The sequence below is a fragment of the Enterobacter cloacae complex sp. 2022EL-00981 genome, from assembly GCF_028737495.1.
Lineage (GTDB): Bacteria > Pseudomonadota > Gammaproteobacteria > Enterobacterales > Enterobacteriaceae > Enterobacter > Enterobacter cloacae.
Map to the genome: position 1 here is coordinate 1 of NZ_JAQZRK010000033.1, position 21754 is coordinate 21754.

Below are 21754 nucleotides of genomic sequence, written 5' to 3' on the forward strand. Positions count from 1 at the left end.
ATCAACAACCTGTTTGACTGCTTCAGTTTTAAACTCTTCGGGATAACGCTTACCGCTCATGGGCACCTCTCTTTAAGCCATCTTAAATGACTCTGAGGTGTCTGTTAAACCCGTGGCGATTCAAAGTATCCCGATTTAATGCGAAAAAGGTTCCCGATCGTTTTGTTGAAATCGCCCGGGCAATGGGGATTGATGTCTCAACAATGACTCAGGAGCAGGCCATTAATTCTGCTATCGAAGCAATTGAGATGTTGTCGCAAAAAGTCGGTACGAATCAACGCCTGGCTGATCTTGGTGTAACGGAGGATAAACTTGCATTTATGGCACAAAATGCACTAAATGATGCTTGTTCTTTAACCAATCCTCGTCAGGCAAGCCTTTCGGAGATTATTGAGCTCTACAAAGCTCGTATGTAAGCATTCTCCTTTTTACACCGTTATCTGAATTATATCTGAAGGAAAGTTGTACAAGTTCATGGTCAGAAATTTAAATCACTTCTGACCAGAGAAATTGGCCATAAACATGTCTTTTTGATACTAAGAAAATCGGGTTACCTCTGGTAACCCGATTTAAACGTTAGTGCGTTTTCATCCCAGCGGCTGTCATTAGCAATTTGAATATTGTAGCAACGACCCCCAACGCCATTACACTGACAGCCCAGATAATCACCAGCCACATCAATTTTTTCCAGAATGGACGAGGTGTTTCATCAACGGTTTTCATTTAAGTTTCTCCATTGACCTCACCATTAGTGATAACCGTCGCCAGTTTTTACCTTCCCCCGGAATACATAGTAACTCCAGCAGGTGTACATCAGGATTACAGGGATAATCAACAAGCCACCTATTAGCATAAAGCCCTGACTCTGAGGAGGTGACGCTGCCTGCCAGATGGTTACAGAAGGCGGTATGATATATGGCCAGATACTGATCCCAAGACCACTGAAACCAAGGAAGATTAATCCTAACGTCAGCATAAAGGGACCAAAGCTGGATCGACGGCTATAAACACTGCGAACGATACCCCAGCAACAAACAAGGACCAGCAATGGTACAGGCAGGAAAAAGATGACATTTGGCATACTGAACCAGCGACTGGCAATCTCAGGATGAGTCAATGGGGTCCAGACACTGATAATTGCAATAACTGCCAGTAAACCAAGGGTTAACGGAGTTGCAAGCTCTGACATCCTGCGATGAAGCGAGTCTTCTGTTTTCATAATCAGCCAGGTGCAACCCAGCAGGGCATAGGCCAGAACCAGTCCCAATCCGCAGAACAGAGGGAACGGGGCAAGCCAAACCAATGCAGAACCGCTAAATGTACGTCCGGACACACTCAATCCATTTAATAAGGTTCCGACTGCAACACCCTGACTGAAAGTGGCCAGTACAGAGCCGACGATAAATGCTTTGTCCCAGATAGGTCGATGTTCCGGAATTGCTTTAAAACGAAACTCGAAGGCCACACCACGAAAGATAAGCCCAAGTAACATTGCGGTAAGCGGAATACTAAGAGCATCAATGATAACCGCGTAAGCCAGAGGAAACGCGCCGTACAATGCCGCTCCCCCCAGTACCATCCAGGTTTCGTTGCCATCCCATACAGGCGCAACGGTATTCATCATTGTATCGCGATCGACATCGTGCTTATGAAACGGGAACAAAATACCGATTCCCAGATCAAATCCATCCATCACTATATACATCAACGTAGCGAAGACGATGATGACAAACCAGATAATTGACAGATCAATACCCATTATTTGTCTCTCCCACGTGTTGCCAAACCCTCATTTACCGCTGACAGAGGACGGGCAGGTGTTCCATCCGTTACTTCCTGATGCTCCTCAGCATGTACAGGCCCTTTTTTGATCAGACGTACGAGATATATATAACCGACGCCAAAGACTGAGGTGTAAACAAGCAGAAACGCCAGTAAGCTGATTGACATATGTAAATCGCCATGTGCAGAAACAGCATCTTTCGTTCGCTGTACGCCATAAACGACCCATGGTTGACGACCTATTTCAGTTGTGAACCAACCGGCCAGTAACGCAATCAGTCCCGAAGGCCCCATGAAGAGAGAAAAATAGAGGAACGGTTTAGATGTATAGAGACGTTTCCGCCAGCGAAGCCATACGCTGACCACCCCGAGAAGAATCATCAGCATCCCTAAGCCAGCCATTACGCGGAAAGACCAGAATATGATAGTGGAGTTAGGACGATCTTCTTTAGGGAAACTCTTCAGGGCAGGCACCTGCTTATCAAGGCTGTGTGTAAGGATAATACTGCCAAGATAAGGGACCTCTATTTTGTACTTCGTCTCTTCTGCATTCATATCTGGCAGGCCAAACAGAACCAGAGGGGTTGCTTCACCAGGTTTATTTTCCCAGTGTCCTTCAATCGCAGCGATTTTTGCCGGCTGGTGCTCAAGAGTATTCAGACCATGCGCATCACCGATAACGGCCTGGATCGGGGAAACGATTAATGCCATCCACAATGCCATAGAGAACATTTTGCGAATCGCGGGAGTATCATTGCCTTTTAGCAGATGCCATGCTGCTGATGCTCCGACAAAAAAAGCGCTTGCAAGGAAAGCCGCAGTGGACATATGTAACAGGCGGAACGGGAAGGAAGGGTTAAAGATAATTTTCAGCCAGTCTACAGGGATAACAACACCATTCTCGATGGCATAACCCTGTGGAGTCTGCATCCAGCTATTGGATGACAGGATCCAGAACGTGGAAAACAGTGTCCCCAGCGCCACCATACAGGTAGCAAAGAAGTGCAGACCGGGGCCAACACGATTCCAGCCAAACAGCATGACACCAAGGAAACCCGCTTCAAGGAAGAACGCAGTCAGAACTTCGTAGGTCAGCAATGGACCGGTGATACTCCCTGCAAACTGTGAGAAGCCACTCCAGTTGGTACCAAACTGATAAGCCATAACCAGACCGGAAACAACACCCATACCAAAGTTTACTGCAAAAATTTTTGACCAGAAGTGATAGAGCTCCTTGTAAGTGTCATTTCGTGTCTTTAACCATAACCCTTCGAGCACGGCCAGGAAACTGGCCAGACCAATGGTTATTGCTGGGAAAATAATGTGGAAGGAAACAGTAAATGCAAACTGTATCCTGGCCAAATGGAAGGCATCTAATCCGAACATAGTTCACCTTAACCCCGATAATACACTGATAATTAATTATTTCTTATCAAATCAGAGCCTTGATGAGAAATTTCGACTATTGAAAACAATCATTTTTTTGTATGAGATAAAAACTCACTTGCAAGTACATTGTTAAGCACATGATTAAATGTGTCCAATAAGTTGCAATAATGTAGTGATAGATGAGGTCGATTACAAAAATGCAGGATTTTCGTTATTGTGTCAGTAAGCACGATCATTCCTGATACTGCACGATACAAATAGTGTTGAGAGTAATTCTTAATAGTGGGGATTTATTTGTAACTTACTGAAAAATTTAGGTGATTAGATGTTTCTGTAATATGCATACCGTCCGGTTTTGACCACTGATACACGAAGAAATCAATATGCTCGTGCATTCTACCAGGTATATTCTGGTGTCCTAGCTAAGGATATTAAATCTCATTTTTTAAACAACAAATTATTTCATATACATATGGATTAGATTTTTGCTCTGGTATCAGAAGTAGATGTCACAAACAAAGGAATAAATAATCGACAAGGAACTGACTACCGTCGACAGACCGCGGGAGGTGTTCAGGATCAGCTGCATTGATGAGTTCCGGACCCTACAGGCAAATGACCCCATTCTGGTTATGCCGAAGTATCCGGACCCTTGAGGCGTTTTTCTGGCGAGACAATTATTTTAACAGTCAGAGACCAGAGGCACTCCTCAGCTATCAGTTCAGTCCGGAGCAGGTCCAGCGCTCTCACGGAACCGGACGTGAAGAGGAGTGGAACGACAGTTCCACAGGCGTTGAAGGTGAGAGTGGCATTGAGGGTCATTATTCAACATCCGGGAATTCAGCCTGCTGCGTTGTCAGACGTACAGGCCATTCTCTCAGGCATCGCTATAAGTAACTGTCTGAATCCTGTATCCTCGAAGCTGCACTGTAAGCAATTAATTCCCATCGTGGCAAATGCACAAAGGATGATACATGCAAACGCTAAAGAGCAGACTTGAAACGGTAGTACATTGTTTTGAAAATGATTTTCGCGGATTTAAAATCAGAAACAGTAAGACCGATGCCATGAAATGGCTAATGCGATTCAATTTGCCGTACTCTGTCCGAGAACATGAACCCGGTAAATATCTGCTTCTTAATCGCGAATATAAACCTCTGGGATTTATGGCGCAGGCCGGTGGCCACGGCGCGGAATACGCTGTTTACGGTGATCATCTTCTTGCAGGTGCTCCGGGATTACTCGATAGCGATATTTATTTTTATAACGACGGTTCAACCCCGTGGGAAAGCGCTAAAAACTGGACTGCATACCAGAAGGCAGTCCTCCAGTTCCTTGAAAAACTTCCAGGCTGAGTGAATTGCCCGGATAATCTAATCAGGCCGCTTCAGCGGCCTTTTTTACGTCTGCTGTTCTGGTAACTCAGGTGATTCTGCGTTCTGGAGAGGTATCCAGTCTTCCGACTCAATGAATTTCGGATCTCAGGAGAAGAGAAGAAGGATTTTTGCAGAAGCACAAAAAAATTCTGGATAGTTGTCATTAGGGGAATATTGCATGAAAAGCAAAATTCAAGGCTGACAAAGCCAGTAATAGCAACAAAGAGGAAAGAGAAACTTTTTTCAGGTTTTTTTACAGTCCGGCCTTAAAGGCCGCATCGGATTTTCTAAATACAGTTTTACATAAGGAAAATCGTATGACTGTATTTCTAATCCTCACCGCCATCGCATATGGCATCTTCAAAGCCGGCTGCTTCATCCTATTAGTGGTCAAGGGGTATCAGGGCTGGACATTGTTCTGGAAAAACTATGACCGTCTCCCTCATATCATCCGTTCCCGCTGCCGATATCAGAGACGATTCATTTTCAGACGCATCTGGAAGCGAATCTTCAGCCACTGATAATGTTATCGAGCGGCATCCCCAGCCCAGCCAGCCAGCACAGGCAGCACCAAGTGGTGTACACCATACTGGTCTCTCCTGATTTCCACTTACGGATGGTGCGTTCGTCCACATCCAGTCGGTTAGCCAGCTGGCTGTCAGTCAGGGGGATAAATCTCCGGACCAGCAGGATTTCGGTGACAGTAGGCTTCTGCCAGTCTTCTCCGCTGACCAGCGTATAGCCATTAAATTTTTTCAGCTCAATAAGTCCGGTGATCTGTCGTGCTATTTCGTCTTTCATTGAGTTGCGAGCCCGGATGCTGAGGGAACCAGGAGGGACCGGACATCCACGGTAGCGTCACTCGTGTCGTTGTTATCAGCACCCTGCGTCAGCTCATCGATATACTTCCTAATCTGTCCTGTCTGGTGAAGGTAATAACACAGCTTAAAAGCGAATTGTGCTCTGTCTTCGGATAACCCACACCTTGAGAAAGCTCTATTCCGAAGATCTTCAGGCGTTTCAGATGTGTACCTCTTTTGGTAGATGCTCATCACCTCTGCATGAAGCTCGGCAAACTTCATTTCGTTATTCAGCTTCAAATCATTCTTATAAATCAACCGGGCAGCGTTCAGGTCATTTTTTTCAAGCAAAATCCAGCCATAAAGGGTCTCGCTTGCATGTAACCCGTCCAGAACGATCCGGCCAAGTTGATTTGCATAGATGTACTCGTTAAGCAACGTTCTGAGCCGCTCTTCCAGAAAACCGAGTTTAGTACGTAGCTGTTTCTGGACATTGTCAATCTTGTTATGGATCGCCAGATTCAGCGTGAGCATATAGAAAAACAGATTGATATGAGCCTCGGTGACGGCATTAAAGCTGCGTTCAGACGCTCGATCATGACTACCTCCAACGCACATTTCTGCCGTAAGACGGGTTCCCTGATGTTCCAGCACCGCATAAAGATCTATACCACGTCGTTTCACCTCACCAAGTACATCCACGGAAGGCGTTTCGAAACACGCATCATACTGGTCTATAAACTGCTGATAGGCTATGCCGGCATTTTCAAATCGCTCATCCCTGATGGCGTCCAGTATCTGTGATACCTGCTGACGGACTTCCCGCTGAAAGGCCTCCACATCTACATCGTTGTAGACAAGCGTATTCGACTGCATCGCTATCAGGCAGGCCGGGAGCGTTTCAGGCACCCGCTCGTTAGAAATGATTTTCCCGGTGATAGTGTCCCTGATTAGCTGACGCGGCTGTTCCTTAACAGCCTCTCCGGCCGCAACCTTTTTCTCAATGTCAGACCGCTTGCGCAGTTGCTGGCTCATTCCTCTTTCCCTCTGTGTGGGCTTGCTATATCACGTCATTAAAACTCAAAAGAATGTCAGCCGCAAAAGAACCGCCTAAGCATCTTTTCGGATCTGCGTGGCGGGAAAACGGTAAGAAATATGATAAATAAACAAAACGCATAAAATCATACTGTGTGTGATATTTATCGTTATTCATAATAATCATATCTGATATGATATTCTACAGTTAATACATGAATCATATGAAGTATGATTTTTTACTAAACCGGACATTATCAGACGGAGCGTGCAGGATGGATGAGAAAGAAGTGAATTTTTCACTCAGCTATGAGCAGCTGACCCGGATAGCGGAAGAACGTATCCGTGAATGCGAGCTGGACAGTCAGGGCGCTAAATACATCAGCGAATCGAGTATGGCCAGCACCCTTCTGCAATTCTGGTATGAACTGGCGATTACTGGTGCGCCAATGAAAAATTACGAACAAACCAAAGCGCTCATTGACGTCGATCATCAGCGTCTCAGAAAACTCATCTGGCCGGAGACGGATAAGCAATGACACTGGCGCGACGCCCGTCACCGCTGCAGCGGCGGGTGCTGATTGTGCTGGCCGCCCTGGATTCGAAACGTCCGGGGCCGGTGGCCACGCGGGATATTGAACGGGTGCTGGAACAGGGCGGGGACGCCCCGGTGTACGGGCCGAACCTGCGCGCCTCCTGCCGGCGCATGGAAGCAGCGGGCTGGCTGCGCACCCTGCGCGCGCCTAACCAGCAGCTGGCCGTGGAGCTGACCGGGGCCGGACGCGATGTGGCGGAACCGCTTTATCAGGCAGCGCGTGATGACGAAATATCCCGCCAGCGCCAGTTGAAGGTGCACAGTCTGCCCTTGCGCGAGTCGGCAACCGGTGAGGCGGTGGAGGTTTTTCTCGGTGACAGCCTTCACCGTATCTGTCAGGCAGCCTACGTGATCCGGCTCGACGGCTCCACCTGTCTGCAAGTAACGAATGCAGGTGGAATACGTCAGATAATGGAAGGCGATCCCCTCCAGGTGGCTGACTGGTATCAGACCTGTTATGACGCGGGTCTTCCGGTACATATTCAGATTAACGAAAGCCAGGATTAACCTGGCAGAAACCGTATCAAAACTCACGCAGCATTCAGTGACTGACTCTACAGACTCAGGCCGGATGAACGTCTGCCTAGCGGGCGCTATTTTCGCAATAACCCCCCGTATGCCCGTGACTGATAATGGATGAGCTTCACATGATGCTGAAACCAATTAAACCGTGAAGGACCCTGAAGAGTGAAACTGACACAGAGCCGGATAGAAAGCCTGATTGACACCCTGAATGACCTGATTTGCGATGAAAGAAGTCTGACGCGGGAACAGCGCGAGAATATGGTCAGGACGGTTGCAATACTCGGAGGACTGGGGGAGCGTCAGCGGCTGATCGCAGCTGAAGATGAAGCCCTGGAAGTAGCGGGTTCAGGAAAAAAGGCAGAGAAGGCCAAAAAACCGCGTGAACCGAATGCCGTCTTTCCCCGCACCGGGAAACCCTGGCAACAGGACGACCTCGAACTTATCCATTCAATAGTCGATGACATCCCGGATGATGAGATTGATAAGCACATTCTGTGGCTGTCCGGACAACAAGGACGAACACCCTATGCCATTGCCCTGAAGATTGTTGGTGAAGGACGACTGAATGAAGAATGGGCGAAAACCTGGAAAGCGGCAGCCAAAAAACTGCGTGAGGAATATGCCCTCACTAACGGTGGAGAGCCGTCACAAGGAACATAATGTTAATACTGAACATACCCCTGATATACAATGTAACGTACTGAATAAATGATAAATTTAGCATAAATCTTTTCCCTGATGTGCCGATAATTAATGGGTCAGGAAGGAAGGGTTATGAACGATTTTCATATTTTAAGTCTTTGTATTCAGAATAAGGATGTGGCAGGCGCCATGCGTGTGCTGCGGGATAAATCGGAGTTTGCTGCACGCAAAATTCTGGAGAAATTAAAGGTTCGCGTGACGTCTCAGACGGGCAGGGCATTCTGGCATCATGTCCAGAGCTGGCTGCTGATGGCGTGCCGGCAGGAGAATACACCGAATGAATCAGTCCGTTCACGGCCTTCTTCACCCCCTTCAGACACCCGGCCAGCTCAGTCCGGCCGCCCTGGATATGGTCAAGCTTCTGGCGCTCCTGGCCATGCTGATCGACCACATCAATACGGTGTTTATGACCCCAGCTCAGCCGGTGATGTATGCGCTTGGCCGGATGGCATTCCCCCTGTTCACGCTTATCTGGGCGATGAACGTGCGGCGCGCACCAGAACGTCTTCAGGTGAGAGCAAACCGTCTGTGGATATGGGCCATCATCACCCAGCCCGTCTTCAGCCTGGTCTTTGCCGGCCATCAGCCGTGGTGGGCACTGAACATTCTCTTCGTGTTCGCCGGCGTCACGCAGCTGCTCGCCCTGCAGTACCGGTTCGGCAGAAAGGGAAGTCTTGCCGGTGCTCTGCTGCTGGCCATCATGATCTGGCCGCTGAGTCCGGCCAGTTACGGTCTGGCGGGTGTTGCGCTGGCCACCGGCATGGTAATCACCACCGGCGGACAAAAACCTGGTGTGCAGCTCACGGGAATTATCGTGTCCGTCCTGGCGCTGTGTTGCCTGAACGGATTATCGCATCTGCTGAGTCTGCCGGCAGACACGCTGTTGTTCGCCACTCTTCCCACACTCGTTTTTCCCCTGATGGCCCTGTCCCTGAGCATTCATCTGTGTCCGGAAGGCTGCCCGCGCTTCATGCCACGACATTTCTTCTACATTGCCTATATCGGCCATCTTCTGGTGCTGCTCCTCCTGATGCACCTCTGGTGAGAGAGCCACAGTTTCGGGGCGTCAGTGCGCCCCGGGAACCCCTCGCCCCCGCTCCAGTAAATCAATGGCCAGCTGAAGATAAAGGATCTGGTCCGGCTCCCATTTCCCGCTTTCGGCAATCCCATTTCGCAGCACAGCAACAATATTTTCACTGGTGGAATCGTGTCCGGCCTCAACAAGTGAAAACACAATACTGCCCACGACCTGGCACATCTCATCATGCTGACGTAAGAACACTTCTGAATAGTCCATCCTGCTATCTCCACGGTGAGTCAGTTCAACATAATGGTACATGGCCATTATGCCGCGTAGCGGCATAGAGACGCCAGCCGGAGCGGAATTGTATGCAGTGGGTGGGTGGCGTCGTGGCCGGCGTAAGCCGTCACTGATTGATAGGTTCTCCCAATCCCGCCCTTCACCCTGCCAGGCCATACCCGCTTAATGCCATTCCTGTTGTTACTGTGCGCGATCGGAGTGAGTCCGTCGAGGCCAGAGGCCGCTGACGGGCTGTATCTCCGCGTTAGCGCCGGAAGGCGCTTACGAGCGTGTACGCTCAAGCCTCGCCCCGTATCCTACAGCCACACGAAGCTCTAGTTACAACATCCCTCTAAAAGCGAGGGTGTTCCGGCCCTATGGGCCGGGGCGGCGTCGGTTTAGCAGGGGTCAGGTATGTATGTGATGCGAGGTTCTGGCCAGAACGGGGCCCGGCGCTTGCGACGGGAGGAACTTTTGATTTCCTTCTGAGCGCGCGGCCGTGAGGCCGCTGCATGCGAAGGCATTTTACGTTATCCACAGAGTGGCCGAAGACAAAGATCTACTCTGGAATGTAATGAACAGAGAGATAAAAAAGGTGAAGTAAGACTGTTTTGCGGAATGTCTTTTATCCATTTCCGGGTTACTTCACTTATTCGTTTGCGGATTTCTGTGTAAAAAAAAGAGACAGTGGCCATTGCGGGCCATAACGACCGGCAGAACGTCATGGTGATCGGAAGGAGGAAGGGATGATGGGTGAAAAATGAGCGGAATGACCGAAAAAAACCAGCACGAAAAGCCCCGGTGAGGGGCCTGTAAACAGCAAGACTGTTGTGTCGTTTGTGACTAGTCCGGTGGAGAAAGCGCCAGATCCAGCTGGTAAAGATGCTGGATGGCCAGAGCCTTCAGGCGCTCAGATGTGCACCAGTACGCTTCGTCAGGCGGCAGGGTGCGATAAATCCATTCAGACATTGCATGGAGTCGTTCATCTGCCGGCAGCTTAATCAGGTTGTTGGCACGTTTACGCTCCGCGCCTTTTTTGCGGCGGTAAACGAGAGCCTCCCGGCGCTTACGGCCAGACCAGCATTTCCGCGCAGAGTGGGGCTGAACATCATCATGTTCGCTCATCACCCCTTCCCGGATCAGCTGCTCACGCTCGGCGCTCTGGCGGAGCTTCTTCTCCTGCTCTTTAAACAGCTTGTCCATATCGACGCCCAGCATCTGGAATCCAACGGGGGTGATATAAACATACGTTGGCAGCCAGGAGCGGGATTCACGATCCCAGGTGCGTTCTTCCGCAAGACCCAGAACGCCAAACCGTACCTGTTCCTCAATAAGCCGTGAAAGGCGTGACACCGTCACCTCCGTTTCAGGAATGACATTGCCTTTTGCGTCCTTTGCACTGAGCTCTTTTGCCAGACGGGTGATACACATGCCAACGGTATGCTTGCCGGCATCACAGAAGCTGATGAGCACTGGCCAGAGCGCATCGAGCAGGCGCTGACGTTCCGGACGGAAGCCATATTTACGTCCCGCTTTACGGCGGCCAGCGACATAGAGAGGGTGACGAGAAACATGCATGCGCAGGCTGACCTGCCCGGTTTCTTTGTCTTTTTTCACCAGGCGATGGTAGGCATGACCGAGCTGTCCGGAGAGCTTTTTATAATGCTCCGGGCGATACCAGGCCGGGTTCTCACATTTGGCTTTTGTGGAATGCTCACCGCGTTTGCGGCGGGTCAGTTTTTTGACCGGTGCAATGAGGAAATTACCCTGAGTGCCGGCATCGACATCCTGCCAGAAACGGGTTAGCTCATCTTTCGGTAGATCTGACCAGTGAACAGAAATCTGATTGTCATTCACGGCGGCCTGTTCTTATGGCGGCCGGGTGTTGTTTTCTATGGTGCATGCGTTATAATCCTTCACAGGCAACGCGCCTGCTTTTGGACCCCCTGATATCTGTGTCTTCCGCCAAGATGATGACAGTTATCGGGGGGTTTGTGCATTCAGGCACCGGGCAATCCCGTTACCTGCTCCTGAACGTTTTAACGGACACGTCCTGTCCCTGTTTGTTTCCGGAAGTCCGCATTTCTTCCGTAAAACCATCTTCTGCCACCCGTCTGCCTCACCACAAAGCAGTCAAACCGTCAGTTTGAGTTAGGTCACAAAAGTAATCTGAATCAACAATCTGTCCCACCACAAGACGATCGCTGACGATCCGAATACTACCTTCTCGTCAGTAATTTTTCCAGATGTTAGACCAGATAACCGTCCATAGTTTGCATGCTAATTGCCCTTAAGGGACTATAACCGGCAGCGCTCGCCGCAGTATCAGGCCGGCAGGCCTGATCGAGGAAGCGCAGGAGAACGGAACGGAAAGATGGCATTTACGCGCGGAATCTGAAGATCAGCCTCTGGCGGGAGACGATCTACAGGACTGGGGTCACTGTGTGCGTGAGGCTTTCCGGATTGCTGCCTGGAGTCTTTCAGCGGTAACGGCTTCCGGGAAAACCGTGATGGTGTCAGGAGTCGCCCCGCTAACGGGCATGACGATGATGCCCGGCGTTCCGGTGAGTCCCAGCGCCTCAGCCAGGTTACTGTTTTTCTCAAGGGACGCGGTATGGTCGCCAGGAGCAGGGGCGGTCAGTCCCGCCTTTGACGCTGCCCCGTGAATATCCTCCACCGTCAGTTTGCCTTCATTATGGCCGGTGGCGTAGATGGCATTGTGATAGGTGACATAGGCCTGCGCTCCTTTCTTTTGCCAGACCGTCAGCCCCTGCTGCGCTGCCTGAAGTGAGGCTTCCCAGCGACCACCAAAAATTGGCCACTCCTTAAAGAGGTAGCGGACGTCCGGCTGCGCTTTCATAACCTTCTCCAGCTCCGGCGCAAAGCGGCTGCAGAACACGCACTGGTAATCAAAGAATTCAATCACCGCGACCTTTGCATTATCAGGCCCGTAGGCCGGTGTGTCCGGATCATGCAAAAGGTTCGCCTGATTCTCCATCACGCTGAGTGAAAACATTTTCTGCTTACGTGCCTCCTGCTGTTCCTGCAGCTTATGACTGACCGTCACCAGTATCTCCGGGTGGGACACCAGGTAGTCTGCTGCGATTTCGCCAATACGGGCCTCCTGCTCCGGGCTGAAGACCGGCTGCGGGGCCGAAGCGTGTGCCGTTGCAATAAAGCCAATGTATGTTGTAACTAATAATACCGCTAATTTATGTCTTTTCATTGCCTGATTCTCATGGTTAAAAGAGGAATTAACGTTCTTTCTGAATGGTTCGGGTGAGGGTCTGTTCTTCTCGCTCCGGCATGCGGCCGCGTTCAGTATTTTCTGCCACCCTGAGCATGTCGCGCTCAGCGTTTGCCAGATCAGCAATCACACGCGATGCCCGCGACTGTTCACCGGATGCCTTGTCAGCACCTTCCAGCTCACTCCTGACACCTGCAGCAGCTTTCATTTCCTGTCCACCGGTGTTTTCCTCACCTCTCACCCTGGCGATCACATCCGCATCCGGGGTGAGTGGTTCCGGTTTACGCGGATTAATGTCTTCCGGTTTCAGTCTGATCACCTCTTCCTGCGGAATTTCCGGCAGCAACGACTCCGGCTGCCTGTTCCGTCCGGCTTCTTCATTGCGAACCTGGTCTGCCAGCAGCTGTTCGCGCAGTTGCTGTACGTTCTGCTCGTCAGTCAGCGTGGAGACAATACCCGGTGAGACATCCTGTTTTGTCCCGCCGCTCACCTTAAGCAACCATGCTGAAGGCGGTTCATCGCCGGTCTGCCAGACCACGCCGTCCTTCGGGTGATGTCGTACTGCATCGAGCGCGGCCGCCAGGTCACTGACCACAATCGTGTTGCCGGACTGGCTTCGCTGCAGTACCGCACCACGGGCACGTTCTGTCATGACCATCCGGGTCTCCCCCTGTGTCATCCGCCCTTCCGGGCTGGCAACCAGGGAAACCAGGGCCAGGCCCGCACTACGGCCGTTGTTGTCATACACCGGCAGCGCCAGCGCCGGTTCGGGAAAGCGCCGGGTGGCCGGGATGATTTTTGCCGTCAGTGACGCGTCCTGCATGCCCTGATGGCGTACCCAGGCGCGGCCAATGGCCGTTTTATTCACCGGCTGTCCCATTGCCCAGATGGCTTTCGCCTGTTTACGCTGCGTTTCTGGCGCCAGCGCATCGTGCGCCGTTTTGATATCCCGCTCCGGCGTTTTTACCGCCTTAACCCAGTCAGCCTTCCCGTCGGTATAAATCTGGACGTGCTCTTTCACGCGCGAGGCCGAGATGTAGAAGGCGCGACGGGAAGCCAGTGCCTTACGCCCGCCTTCCGTGCCCTCAAGCGCAATGACATAATCGCTACTGGCCCCCTGAGCACCGTACCCGGTGACAGCCCAGCCGTAATCAATATGCTGCTGCGCCCTGACGGCCTGAGGATTGATGGTGATGCGGCCGTTTTCCCCCTTCAGACGAATATTGCCCGTTTCGCTGACCGACTCGACCGTATAGCGCTGGCTGGCCATCTGTCCCTGCTCCTTGTCTGTCGCCGTGAACTTCAGCAGATCGCCGGCGCGGACTTCCCTCTCGCTGCGGCGAAACAGCTGCACGTCGCCGGTGATGAGTTGCTTCGGGGAAACCAGAGCAATCTTCCCCTCCTCATCGCGTACCGTGACCGTACTGCCGTTGCGGTCAACGGCCAGCACGTCCTGGTAGCGATCGCCGCGTTTAACCACCATCCCGGCTTCCCAGGCATCGGTTTTGTTGAACTCATGACGGGTGTGGGTGATTTTATCGAGCACCGGCACCGTAATGGCCTTCTCCCCCAGCTCTCCCCGGGCAGCCAGCACAGCATGAATGCCGGCATTTACCGCACGACGGTCGGCGTTCAGCTGGGTGATAATGAGGGTACGGGACCGCGCCTCCGGCGTCCGGTCCGTCCAGTCAGCCACGATGTCGTTAACAGGCGTCTCCGTTTCCTGAATGGCACTCCCCGGGAGCGAGGCTGAAGCGCTACGCGCCACACGGTCAGCCGGCTGGGTTTCAATGCGCTGCAGGGCCGCATCGATCCGGTTATCAATGATGTCGTGAACGGCACCGCGCAGCTGCAGGTCTTTCTGGCGGACGATTTGCTTCATGATGGCCACATCCATCGGGCTGCGCTCCTGCATCAGCTTAAACGGCGCGCCCACGTCGACCGATTCAAACTGGTCGATATCCCCCATCGAGACCGCGCGACCACCGCCGCTGGCAATGGCCTGGAACAGGGCCGCCGTATCCTGGTTGCCTGCCATTGAGGACTCATCGATAAGAAACACCTGTGCTTTATAGTCGGGCTTACCGCCTGCGGCCGTCGCCTGGTCATGTTCAACGATAAAGGATTTGATGGTCTGCGCCCGGACACCGACGTCGCTCATCTCTTTCACTGCCTGGTGCGTCGGGGCAAGACCCATCAGTACTGGGCGAACATCTGCCGGTAAGGTTTCAAGCGCGGTTTTCACGGCCTTCAGCTGCGTGGTCTTCCCCACACCGGCATAGCCCTGAATCCCGATAAACTGATCCGTGGTGCCCAGCACCAGGGTGGTCGCCTTTTTCTGGCCATCGGTGAGTCCGTTCAGCACGGCCTCCGGTACCTGTTCCAGCAAGGGCTGCTGCGTACCTTTCCCTTCCGCCACCACACGCAGAATGGCTTTCTCCATCTCCCAGGTGGACCGGGAAACCAGTACCGGCTCTCCCCCTGCGGATACGGACAACAGCTCGCCATTTTTAATCATCGCGCCAATTTCATTCCCGATGGCTTCAAGGTCGGGATGATATTTCTGCGCCTCCGTCGCCAGCTTAAGTTCGCTGAACACCACGGTGCGCTGGTCATTGATGGCACGCCAGACGGCCAGCCCGGCGTCCGTCCGGACGCTGTCATGCAGCGAGTCAACCGCCTGGCTGACGTCGTCGTGGCCACTCAGACTTCTGACCAGTTGCACGGGAGAGGCACTGGTCTTCATGCGCTGCAGCCGGGCTTCTGCCCGATCCTGCACTTCGGCGGTGAACACTTCCGCCCGGTGGCCACTCTGCGCCAGCGAGTTCATGGTCTGGGATGAGATGTCGCGACTGTTCAGCGCGGCCAGCACCACACCGGTGTCGTTATCCCGGCCGCCCGGCGCGGTCACGTAGGCATGTGACAGGTAGAGCGGCTGGTCTTTTGGCAGCGTCAGGGTCTCTTCCCCCCGTTTCACCTCAATCACCTTTTCACTTATCCCGGTCACCTCAAGACGGTCTTTTGCCTTCAGGCTGTGCTCACGATCCCCCGCCACGGCCAGCAGTTTTTCGCCGGTGGCCACGCTGAGGGTTTCGCGGCTGAAGAGACGCCAGTCAGCGCTGATATCCCCGATTTTCATCCGGGTCAGCACGCCGTCCCCGTCGATGAGCGAGAGGACTCGCGTGTCCTCATGCACCCGGTCAATCACATACGACTTACGCGCTTTTGCGTCCGTGCGATCTTCAAGTACCATCCCGGGACGGTATGAACCGGGCATGCGGCGCGTTTTGCTGTCGAGCCAGACCGGCTGCCGGGCCTCTATCTCAACGCCGTCGCGCCCCAGCTGTCCTGCGTTCTGCAGCGCCTCACGTACCAGGCCCGTCAGTTGTGCCTGTTCACGCCTGCCGACCACAACGGCGGTGACGTTTTCACTGCCTCCGCTCAGTTCTGCAAACCGGTTGGCCAGCGCCTCGTAACGGTCGCGTTTGTTCGGAATACTGACCACTTCGGCCTCCAGCCCGGGCGCCGGCTCAGTGCGGCGGGAGCGGGCAACCCCCGCGGACTCCAGCACGGACATGGCATTACCGTTCGCCTGACGCCCGGCACTGTCGAGAAAAACCAGCTGTGCGTCCTGCGCCCGCGCTTCGCCCAGCAGTACCAGCGTCTCCTTTAATCCCAGACGCTCTGCCCCTTCGATAATCAGCGTGCTCTGGGGTTTCAGGTGGAAATCACCGCTCAGAACATGTTGCCGGCTGATAATCCGTTCCCGCAAATCGTCGGATTTCGCCAGCGAAATGGCGCGCTCGGCAGAGCTGGCCAGCACCTGCACGTCACGACCGTTCGCGCCGGCAATACCGGCCAGCTGCGCGGTCAGGTCACGGATACCCGCCACGCCTGACGGGGCATTCATCAGAACCAGGGCGTCTTTCTCCACCACTTCCAGCGCCGCCGGCGCGTACTGCGCCGGACGGGTGAAACTGACGACTTTTGTGGATTTGAGATGTTCCTGACTCAGCGCCTGGATCGAGAGTTCATCCAGCAGGTGAATACGGGAGGTGAAGACCCCTTTCTCACTGTCCAGCGGCACAATCATGCCGTCCTTCAGCGCCGCATCGATGGCCACACGAATATCCTTAATCTCCGGCAGCCGTTCACTCAGCTCAGCGGTGGTCATCATCAGCTCGCCAAAGGTGAAGCGCGTTTTACTGTCGCTGAGCTGCGAGATGGCCAACCGGACAGCCTCAGTCAGTTCCGGGCGGGGTATTTCAGTGTCCCGCTGCGCTGCGGGAAAGTTTCTGGTCGCCGGCGTTTTTTCGGGGCCGGTTTGTGCCGGCTGACGCAGCGTGTCAGTCTGTTGTGGTACTGGCTGACGGGACAGGCTCTCCCGTTCTGCGGGTTGAGCAGGTGTATCGACGCTCTTTTCTGCCGTGGACGACGTCTGCAAAGAAGCCTGTTCAGGCCCGGCAGGAACCGGCTTAACCTGGTGATCTCGCTCCGGCTGAGGCGCGGTCTCACGAAGACCTGCATCACGCGGCACCACGCTTTCCTGATACGCCTTCAGGTCAAATCCCTTCTCCTTCATCTGACCCAACCAGCGCTCCATCAGGCGCATCCGCGAAGGGTCAACTTTCGCCCTGCGGGTATCTTTGGCGGCCACATCCCGGCTGCGCAGCGTGGCTTCAGCCCCCACGGCCCCTCTGATTTCCCGGCCACGGGAGGAATATTCATCCACAACTTCATCCGGAATTGCCTTAATCTCCCACATGCCGTGTTTGCCGACCTCTTTCACTTCGTGGCCGAGCGCTTCAACACGTTCGCGAAGGGCACCTCGATAGATTTTTCCGAGCGTGACCTGGTGCTTCATGACGGTCTCGATAAAGCCGGCGTTATGGATATAGTCTGTGGCCAGAGCTTTCCATTTGCCCTCATACTCCGTCATATTGGCAACCAGGAGATGAGTGTGTATCAGCGGGTCGAGGTTACGTGACGTGTCATGCGTGTAGGCGGCCGCGACCATCTTGCCGGTGTGTACGATGGACGTAACGCCGTCTTTGGTGTTCCGGGCCGAGATGAGCTTCTCCACATAGCCGGCCGCCACGCGGACGGCGTGGTAGTGTGCTTCCAGCATTTCTTTATCGTTGCCGATGAGAGCCAGAATGGACACGCTTTTGGGGGCGGAAAAAGTCAGGTCATGGCCCGGGCGGTGGACATGCTGTCCGTTAACCTCCTTGCCAAGCCGTGAACCGTCCGGAAGACGTCCCTCGAGCACGGCCGTCAGATCATCGCCACGGACGTTGCCCTCCAGACCCAGCGCTTTTGCACCCTCTCCCATCCACAGGCTCTGCAGGCTACCCAGAAAATAGTAGTTATCGGAATTGCTGTAGTAGCCTGCAGCCTCGCCGGCTGACGCTACTGGGGCGACTGACATCATAATTCAGGCTCTCTGTCGTAATAGTAATGGTCGTTTTCGTCGTAACCCGAGTCGTCCGCGTGACGGTGAAGTAAAATGTTCTCTTCTTCCTGCGCCAGCTGCCGGTGAGTACCGTGGGCTTCATCCGGGGTTTTCGGTGTCACTGACTTCCCTGCCGTCGCCAGACTCAGGCCGCCGTCAGGCAGTGCCGTCACCTTCATATCCAGGTTCATGGATTCGCCCGCATTCTCGCTGGCCTGATCTTCGCCTCCGTCTGAGGTGGCTTTGGTTCTGAGCCGCCGTTTCAGCATTCCCAGCGCGCCAGCCGCAGCAGGCTCGGAGGGAATATCCGGTTGGGTTCTGCTGCGGATTTTTTGCAGTGCTGCTGGAATTTCCGGATTAAGGGACGCGGTCCCTTTTTGATGATTTGGTGCAGGTTTCGAGGGCCGAAGAGAGACAACATTGTCTTTTTTGTCTCCGGTGACAGGGGCTGTCACCGGCCTGTGATTTTCAGTTACTGCTGGTTCTTTTCGCGATATGTCTGGCTCCCTGACTGGTACTGGCTTCCGTTCAGGCGCAGCGCTGCGCGAGGGTTTCGGTTCCTCCATTCGGGTACGAGCCACTTTTTCGACGACCGGTGTTGCCTGTGAGCCGGATGCCCCTGCAGAAGAAACCGGAGCGGGACCGTCATCTGCAGAGGATGTCTCGCTCCCCTTCTCCAGCACTTCGTCACCGGTCGGGAACGTCAGACCTGCAATGGCCGCTGCACGCTCGTTCTCCTGAATAACCCTCTCCAGCTCCGGGCTGAGCGCATCGCGGATATTGCGCTCGATAAGGCCAGCATGGCGTTTTTTGAATGGACGGTATTTCAGCTTCAGACGGACGACCGGATACTCACCCGGGAGGCGCACGTAGAAGTTGAGGTTTGGCAGACGCATGATTTGCTCGTAGTCGACAATCGGGTTATTCACCTCGTCCTTACCGAGCGACACACCGTCACGCACCTGATCCAGACCGTAGCTGTTCTGTTCACGGATTTTGCGCTTACGCTGGTTGCCCAGCTCCTCTTCAACTACTTTGGCCATCTCGGCGCTCGGCGAACGTCCGTACATACGGGTGTTCATCAGGTCAAAGATGCTTTTTGCCAGCTCGCGGCCGTAGACGTGAACCAGTTGCGCCATGTTCTGCATTCCCAGCACGAAACAGCCACCAAATTTACGTGCTTCCGCCAGCGTTTCAGCCAGCTCCGGGATGCGCTGCAGGCTCGGAGCTTCATCAAGAATGAACCACACGCGGCGCTCGCTGTTTTCCCCCATGCTCTGCAGTAACAATGTGGCCAGCGACACCCAGAGTGAGATCAGTGGTCGCACACTCTTGCGATGTCGGGCCTGAGTGGAAATAAACAGCCAGCTGTTGTCATAACGCTCTTGCGTCATCCACTCCCGAATGGTGAAAGGTGGCCTGGTGCCGTCATCCAGCCCCTGAAGAAATCGCAGCGCTTTGGCATAGTTGGTTACCACCGAGCGAATGGAGATGGCTGTTTTCTCGATCTTCTCCTCGACCAGGTTGGCTGAAGGCGTATTGACAAGATATTCACGCAAACTTTTCATGCTGAGTGACAGCAGGGTTTTGAGGAACTTCTCTATACTCCTGTCCGGATCAACCGACATCCGTATAGCGAGGTCAGCGCAGATGGTACGTGAACTTGAAACCCAGAATGGGTCGGACTCCCCTTCTACCGGGATGAGGCTGGCAGCCAGGTTGTCATAGTCGACCGCATCAATACACTCACCCCACATCTGCCAGTTAGCACAGCGTTCGTCGTGTGCATTAAGAATGAAATCGGTGGAGGGGTTGTAGTGGGTTTCGGTAAAGGTACAGCCGGAGTCGTAGATGATGGCACGGTCACCACGTTTGCGTATGTAGTCCAGGAGCCAGCGGATGATGGTTGATTTACCCACGTTAATGGTGCCATGCATGAGGAAGTTCATTACCTCAGCCCGTTTAACCATGTGTAAATCAGCCACCCGCAGATCGGACAATTCACCGTTTTTACGCAGCAGCTTATTCACTTCCGCTGGCTTGTCGGTCAGCTGCATGCCGGAGAGATATTCGTCCTCGCTCTCCTTTCGGCCGATATTCGCGATAAACCAGGTCACGGCGATAAACACCACCATACTGAACAGCCCGCTGGCGCCGGCCGCCCACTGCAGCTCGCGCAGACACTGGTCGCCCATCGCCTGCATGTACGGGTCGGTATAAATCTGCGGCAAAGTCATTTTCAGCACCATTGCCGTCGCGGTCGGCGCATACCAGTAGTGAACGTCGTAAATTTTTGGCGTTCCCGATGACGGCATAAGGTCGATAAAGCTGCTGTTGATACTGGCGAACCACCACAGGGAACCGTTATCCAGGGCTTCCTGAGGGATTCGCCAGAGAAAGATGGCGGTAGTCAGTACGGCGAACAGGATGAAGATCCAGAATCCTATCCAGTTGTTCACCTGAATGAACATGCGCCAGCGGTAGGCGGTCATCTGCCCGCCCTGGGTGAGGTTTTTTCCTGCGAAGCTCATAGAGTGTTGTCCAGCCGTTATCGCATCACCTGCGCGGTGATGTGTGTTATCAGAGAAGAAACGTTGAAAAGGGTGATGAAAAAATGTGGTACCGCGTGGGGGTAATCGTCAGGTTATTACATCTGACTCAGTTCATACCTGGCCTGCTGACATCCGTCCTCCCAGTCCTGTTTATTAATGTATGCAGCCACAGAACGGACTGACGAGGCCACATCCTTATAAACCGGTGAATGCCACTCCCGGGGCTCCAGATCATAAAGGGTAAATTCATAGCCAGCCCAGAAAGCAAAAATGGTCATACCCTGCCCCTCAGGAAATGAACCAAATACATTCATCCAGGCCCTTGCTGCCATCAGCTCGCTTTCCAGATGGATAAGCGACCAGAATTCAGCTGAGTAATCTGCACGTTCACTTATCTGATGCATCATGATGGACGAACTCCTTTGAAATTAAGGACGCAACGCTCGCCGCAGACAGGGCTGCGCCTGGCGCAGCCATGCGAGGAAGCGTAATTACTGGTAACTGACAGAAAGCACTGACGCACCCTGCCCGAAGTGAACTCGGTCTGGAGTCAGTTGGAAAGGAGAGGTAATAATTACCGCACTGAGATGATATCTTTTCAGTGCGGTTTTAATGATAACGAGCTATTAGCTCACTATTGTTGCAGGCGGCTCAACCACCAACAGTAAACCCTTTCGCCTGCATGCAGTTGCGCCATGTTGAACCCGGCTTACCATTATCAAGAGACGTGGACTCAACGTAAGGGAATCCCTTGATAAGATGGGTTTCCTGAGAAGAATCACCAACTCGAACAATGGTGGCTTCATCTTTCATGATTGACGTTAACTTCGTTGTACCCGCTTTATTTTTTGAAGCGGTGAGCACCTGATCAGAGCACTGGCGTGCAGCTGTCATTTCTGGTTCTTCCGGGGTAGATTTTGGGGAGGAACACCCTGTGAGTACAGCCACGACCAGTGATAAACACACAATTCCTGCTTTTTTCATGCTGATTCCTTATTT

General features: G+C 53.1%; 18 protein-coding genes. 6 read left to right on the plus strand and 12 right to left on the minus strand.

The window, feature by feature from the left end; genetic code table 11:
* The first annotated feature begins 86 nt into the window (after positions 1-86).
* Positions 87-416: an iron-containing alcohol dehydrogenase gene (locus PUZ33_RS21095; protein ID WP_274205365.1), complete on the plus strand. Its 330-nt coding sequence runs from the start codon at positions 87-89 to the stop codon at positions 414-416.
* A gap of 160 nt (positions 417-576) precedes the next feature.
* Here PUZ33_RS21095 and PUZ33_RS21100 read toward each other — a convergent pair whose 3' ends face one another.
* The 3 genes from PUZ33_RS21100 to PUZ33_RS21110 are packed head-to-tail and all read right to left on the minus strand — an operon-like array spanning position 577 to position 3168.
* Positions 577-723, minus strand: coding sequence for a DUF2474 domain-containing protein (locus tag PUZ33_RS21100; RefSeq protein WP_000859348.1), 147 nt, complete (start codon positions 721-723; stop codon positions 577-579).
* Positions 724-748: 25 nt separating this feature from the next.
* Entirely contained in the window at positions 749-1759 is a 1011-nt protein-coding gene (gene cydB / locus PUZ33_RS21105) for a cytochrome d ubiquinol oxidase subunit II (RefSeq protein ID WP_096489976.1), read from the minus strand.
* Positions 1759-3168 (minus strand): cytochrome ubiquinol oxidase subunit I, encoded by a 1410-nt coding sequence (locus tag PUZ33_RS21110; RefSeq protein WP_098140619.1) that lies wholly within the window; start codon positions 3166-3168, stop codon positions 1759-1761. Before PUZ33_RS21110 ends, cydB begins: the two co-directional genes overlap by 1 nt.
* A 977-nt stretch (positions 3169-4145) precedes the next feature.
* On the opposite strand from PUZ33_RS21110, the gene PUZ33_RS21115 reads away from it, so the two are divergent.
* Complete coding sequence (locus tag PUZ33_RS21115) at positions 4146-4526, plus strand: hypothetical protein (RefSeq protein WP_098140620.1); 381 nt, start codon at positions 4146-4148, stop codon at positions 4524-4526.
* Between the two features lie 531 nt (positions 4527-5057).
* Here the strand turns inward: PUZ33_RS21115 and PUZ33_RS21120 are convergent.
* Positions 5058-5348, minus strand: coding sequence for a korC (locus PUZ33_RS21120; RefSeq protein WP_098140621.1), 291 nt, complete (start codon positions 5346-5348; stop codon positions 5058-5060).
* Positions 5345-6382 carry a hypothetical protein gene (locus tag PUZ33_RS21125; protein WP_098140622.1) on the minus strand — a complete coding sequence of 346 codons (1038 nt, stop codon included), beginning with the start codon at positions 6380-6382 and terminating at the stop codon, positions 5345-5347. Before PUZ33_RS21125 ends, PUZ33_RS21120 begins: the two co-directional genes overlap by 4 nt.
* 275 nt (positions 6383-6657) lie before the next feature.
* Between PUZ33_RS21125 and PUZ33_RS21130 the strand changes: the two genes are divergently transcribed.
* From PUZ33_RS21130 to PUZ33_RS21145, 4 genes are all read left to right on the plus strand, one after another.
* Positions 6658-6921: a hypothetical protein gene (locus PUZ33_RS21130; protein ID WP_022646507.1), complete on the plus strand. Its 264-nt coding sequence runs from the start codon at positions 6658-6660 to the stop codon at positions 6919-6921.
* Positions 6918-7484: a hypothetical protein gene (locus PUZ33_RS21135; protein ID WP_098140623.1), complete on the plus strand. Its 567-nt coding sequence runs from the start codon at positions 6918-6920 to the stop codon at positions 7482-7484. Before PUZ33_RS21130 ends, PUZ33_RS21135 begins: the two co-directional genes overlap by 4 nt.
* A 180-nt stretch (positions 7485-7664) precedes the next feature.
* Complete coding sequence (locus PUZ33_RS21140; protein WP_106672662.1) at positions 7665-8162, plus strand: hypothetical protein; 498 nt, start codon at positions 7665-7667, stop codon at positions 8160-8162.
* 319 nt (positions 8163-8481) lie between these two features.
* Complete coding sequence (locus PUZ33_RS21145; protein WP_126493958.1) at positions 8482-9249, plus strand: TraX family protein; 768 nt, start codon at positions 8482-8484, stop codon at positions 9247-9249.
* Between the two features lie 21 nt (positions 9250-9270).
* On the opposite strand, the gene PUZ33_RS21150 is transcribed toward PUZ33_RS21145, so the two are convergent.
* From PUZ33_RS21150 to PUZ33_RS21180, 7 genes are all read right to left on the minus strand, one after another.
* On the minus strand, positions 9271-9501 hold the full coding sequence (locus tag PUZ33_RS21150) for a DUF2767 family protein (RefSeq protein ID WP_126493959.1): 231 nt from the start codon (positions 9499-9501) through the stop codon (positions 9271-9273).
* A gap of 846 nt (positions 9502-10347) precedes the next feature.
* Positions 10348-11361 carry a plasmid replication initiator RepA gene (gene repA / locus PUZ33_RS21155; RefSeq protein ID WP_229078612.1) on the minus strand — a complete coding sequence of 338 codons (1014 nt, stop codon included), beginning with the start codon at positions 11359-11361 and terminating at the stop codon, positions 10348-10350.
* 580 nt (positions 11362-11941) lie between these two features.
* A complete protein-coding gene (locus PUZ33_RS21160) occupies positions 11942-12730 on the minus strand; it encodes a DsbA family protein (protein WP_274205366.1) in 789 nt (262 codons plus the stop codon).
* A 28-nt stretch (positions 12731-12758) separates the two neighbouring features.
* Positions 12759-18182: a conjugative transfer relaxase/helicase TraI gene (gene traI / locus PUZ33_RS21165; protein WP_229078611.1), complete on the minus strand. Its 5424-nt coding sequence runs from the start codon at positions 18180-18182 to the stop codon at positions 12759-12761.
* Positions 18179-20734, minus strand: a complete 2556-nt coding sequence (traD, locus tag PUZ33_RS21170) for a type IV conjugative transfer system coupling protein TraD (protein WP_229078610.1) — start codon at positions 20732-20734, stop codon at positions 18179-18181. The genes traI and traD overlap by 4 nt, the downstream gene beginning before the upstream one ends.
* Before the next feature lie 116 nt (positions 20735-20850).
* The gene (locus tag PUZ33_RS21175) at positions 20851-21162 is read right to left on the minus strand and encodes a hypothetical protein (RefSeq protein ID WP_206865154.1); all 312 of its coding nucleotides are present in this window, start codon (positions 21160-21162) and stop codon (positions 20851-20853) included.
* 244 nt (positions 21163-21406) lie between these two features.
* Complete coding sequence (locus PUZ33_RS21180; protein WP_045325096.1) at positions 21407-21739, minus strand: hypothetical protein; 333 nt, start codon at positions 21737-21739, stop codon at positions 21407-21409.
* Positions 21740-21754: the final 15 nt, after the last annotated feature.

Coding starts and splice junctions, on each gene's coding strand:
- PUZ33_RS21095 (WP_274205365.1), top strand. CDS start 87: ATGACTCTGAGGTGTCTGTTAAACCCGTGGCGATTCAAAGTATCCCGA.
- PUZ33_RS21100 (WP_000859348.1), bottom strand. CDS start 723: ATGAAAACCGTTGATGAAACACCTCGTCCATTCTGGAAAAAATTGATG.
- cydB (WP_096489976.1), bottom strand. CDS start 1,759: ATGGGTATTGATCTGTCAATTATCTGGTTTGTCATCATCGTCTTCGCT.
- PUZ33_RS21110 (WP_098140619.1), bottom strand. CDS start 3,168: ATGTTCGGATTAGATGCCTTCCATTTGGCCAGGATACAGTTTGCATTT.
- PUZ33_RS21115 (WP_098140620.1), top strand. CDS start 4,146: ATGCAAACGCTAAAGAGCAGACTTGAAACGGTAGTACATTGTTTTGAA.
- PUZ33_RS21120 (WP_098140621.1), bottom strand. CDS start 5,348: ATGAAAGACGAAATAGCACGACAGATCACCGGACTTATTGAGCTGAAA.
- PUZ33_RS21125 (WP_098140622.1), bottom strand. CDS start 6,382: ATGAGCCAGCAACTGCGCAAGCGGTCTGACATTGAGAAAAAGGTTGCG.
- PUZ33_RS21130 (WP_022646507.1), top strand. CDS start 6,658: ATGGATGAGAAAGAAGTGAATTTTTCACTCAGCTATGAGCAGCTGACC.
- PUZ33_RS21135 (WP_098140623.1), top strand. CDS start 6,918: ATGACACTGGCGCGACGCCCGTCACCGCTGCAGCGGCGGGTGCTGATT.
- PUZ33_RS21145 (WP_126493958.1), top strand. CDS start 8,482: ATGAATCAGTCCGTTCACGGCCTTCTTCACCCCCTTCAGACACCCGGC.
- PUZ33_RS21150 (WP_126493959.1), bottom strand. CDS start 9,501: ATGGACTATTCAGAAGTGTTCTTACGTCAGCATGATGAGATGTGCCAG.
- PUZ33_RS21160 (WP_274205366.1), bottom strand. CDS start 12,730: ATGAAAAGACATAAATTAGCGGTATTATTAGTTACAACATACATTGGC.
- traI (WP_229078611.1), bottom strand. CDS start 18,182: ATGATGTCAGTCGCCCCAGTAGCGTCAGCCGGCGAGGCTGCAGGCTAC.
- traD (WP_229078610.1), bottom strand. CDS start 20,734: ATGAGCTTCGCAGGAAAAAACCTCACCCAGGGCGGGCAGATGACCGCC.
- PUZ33_RS21175 (WP_206865154.1), bottom strand. CDS start 21,162: ATGATGCATCAGATAAGTGAACGTGCAGATTACTCAGCTGAATTCTGG.
- PUZ33_RS21180 (WP_045325096.1), bottom strand. CDS start 21,739: ATGAAAAAAGCAGGAATTGTGTGTTTATCACTGGTCGTGGCTGTACTC.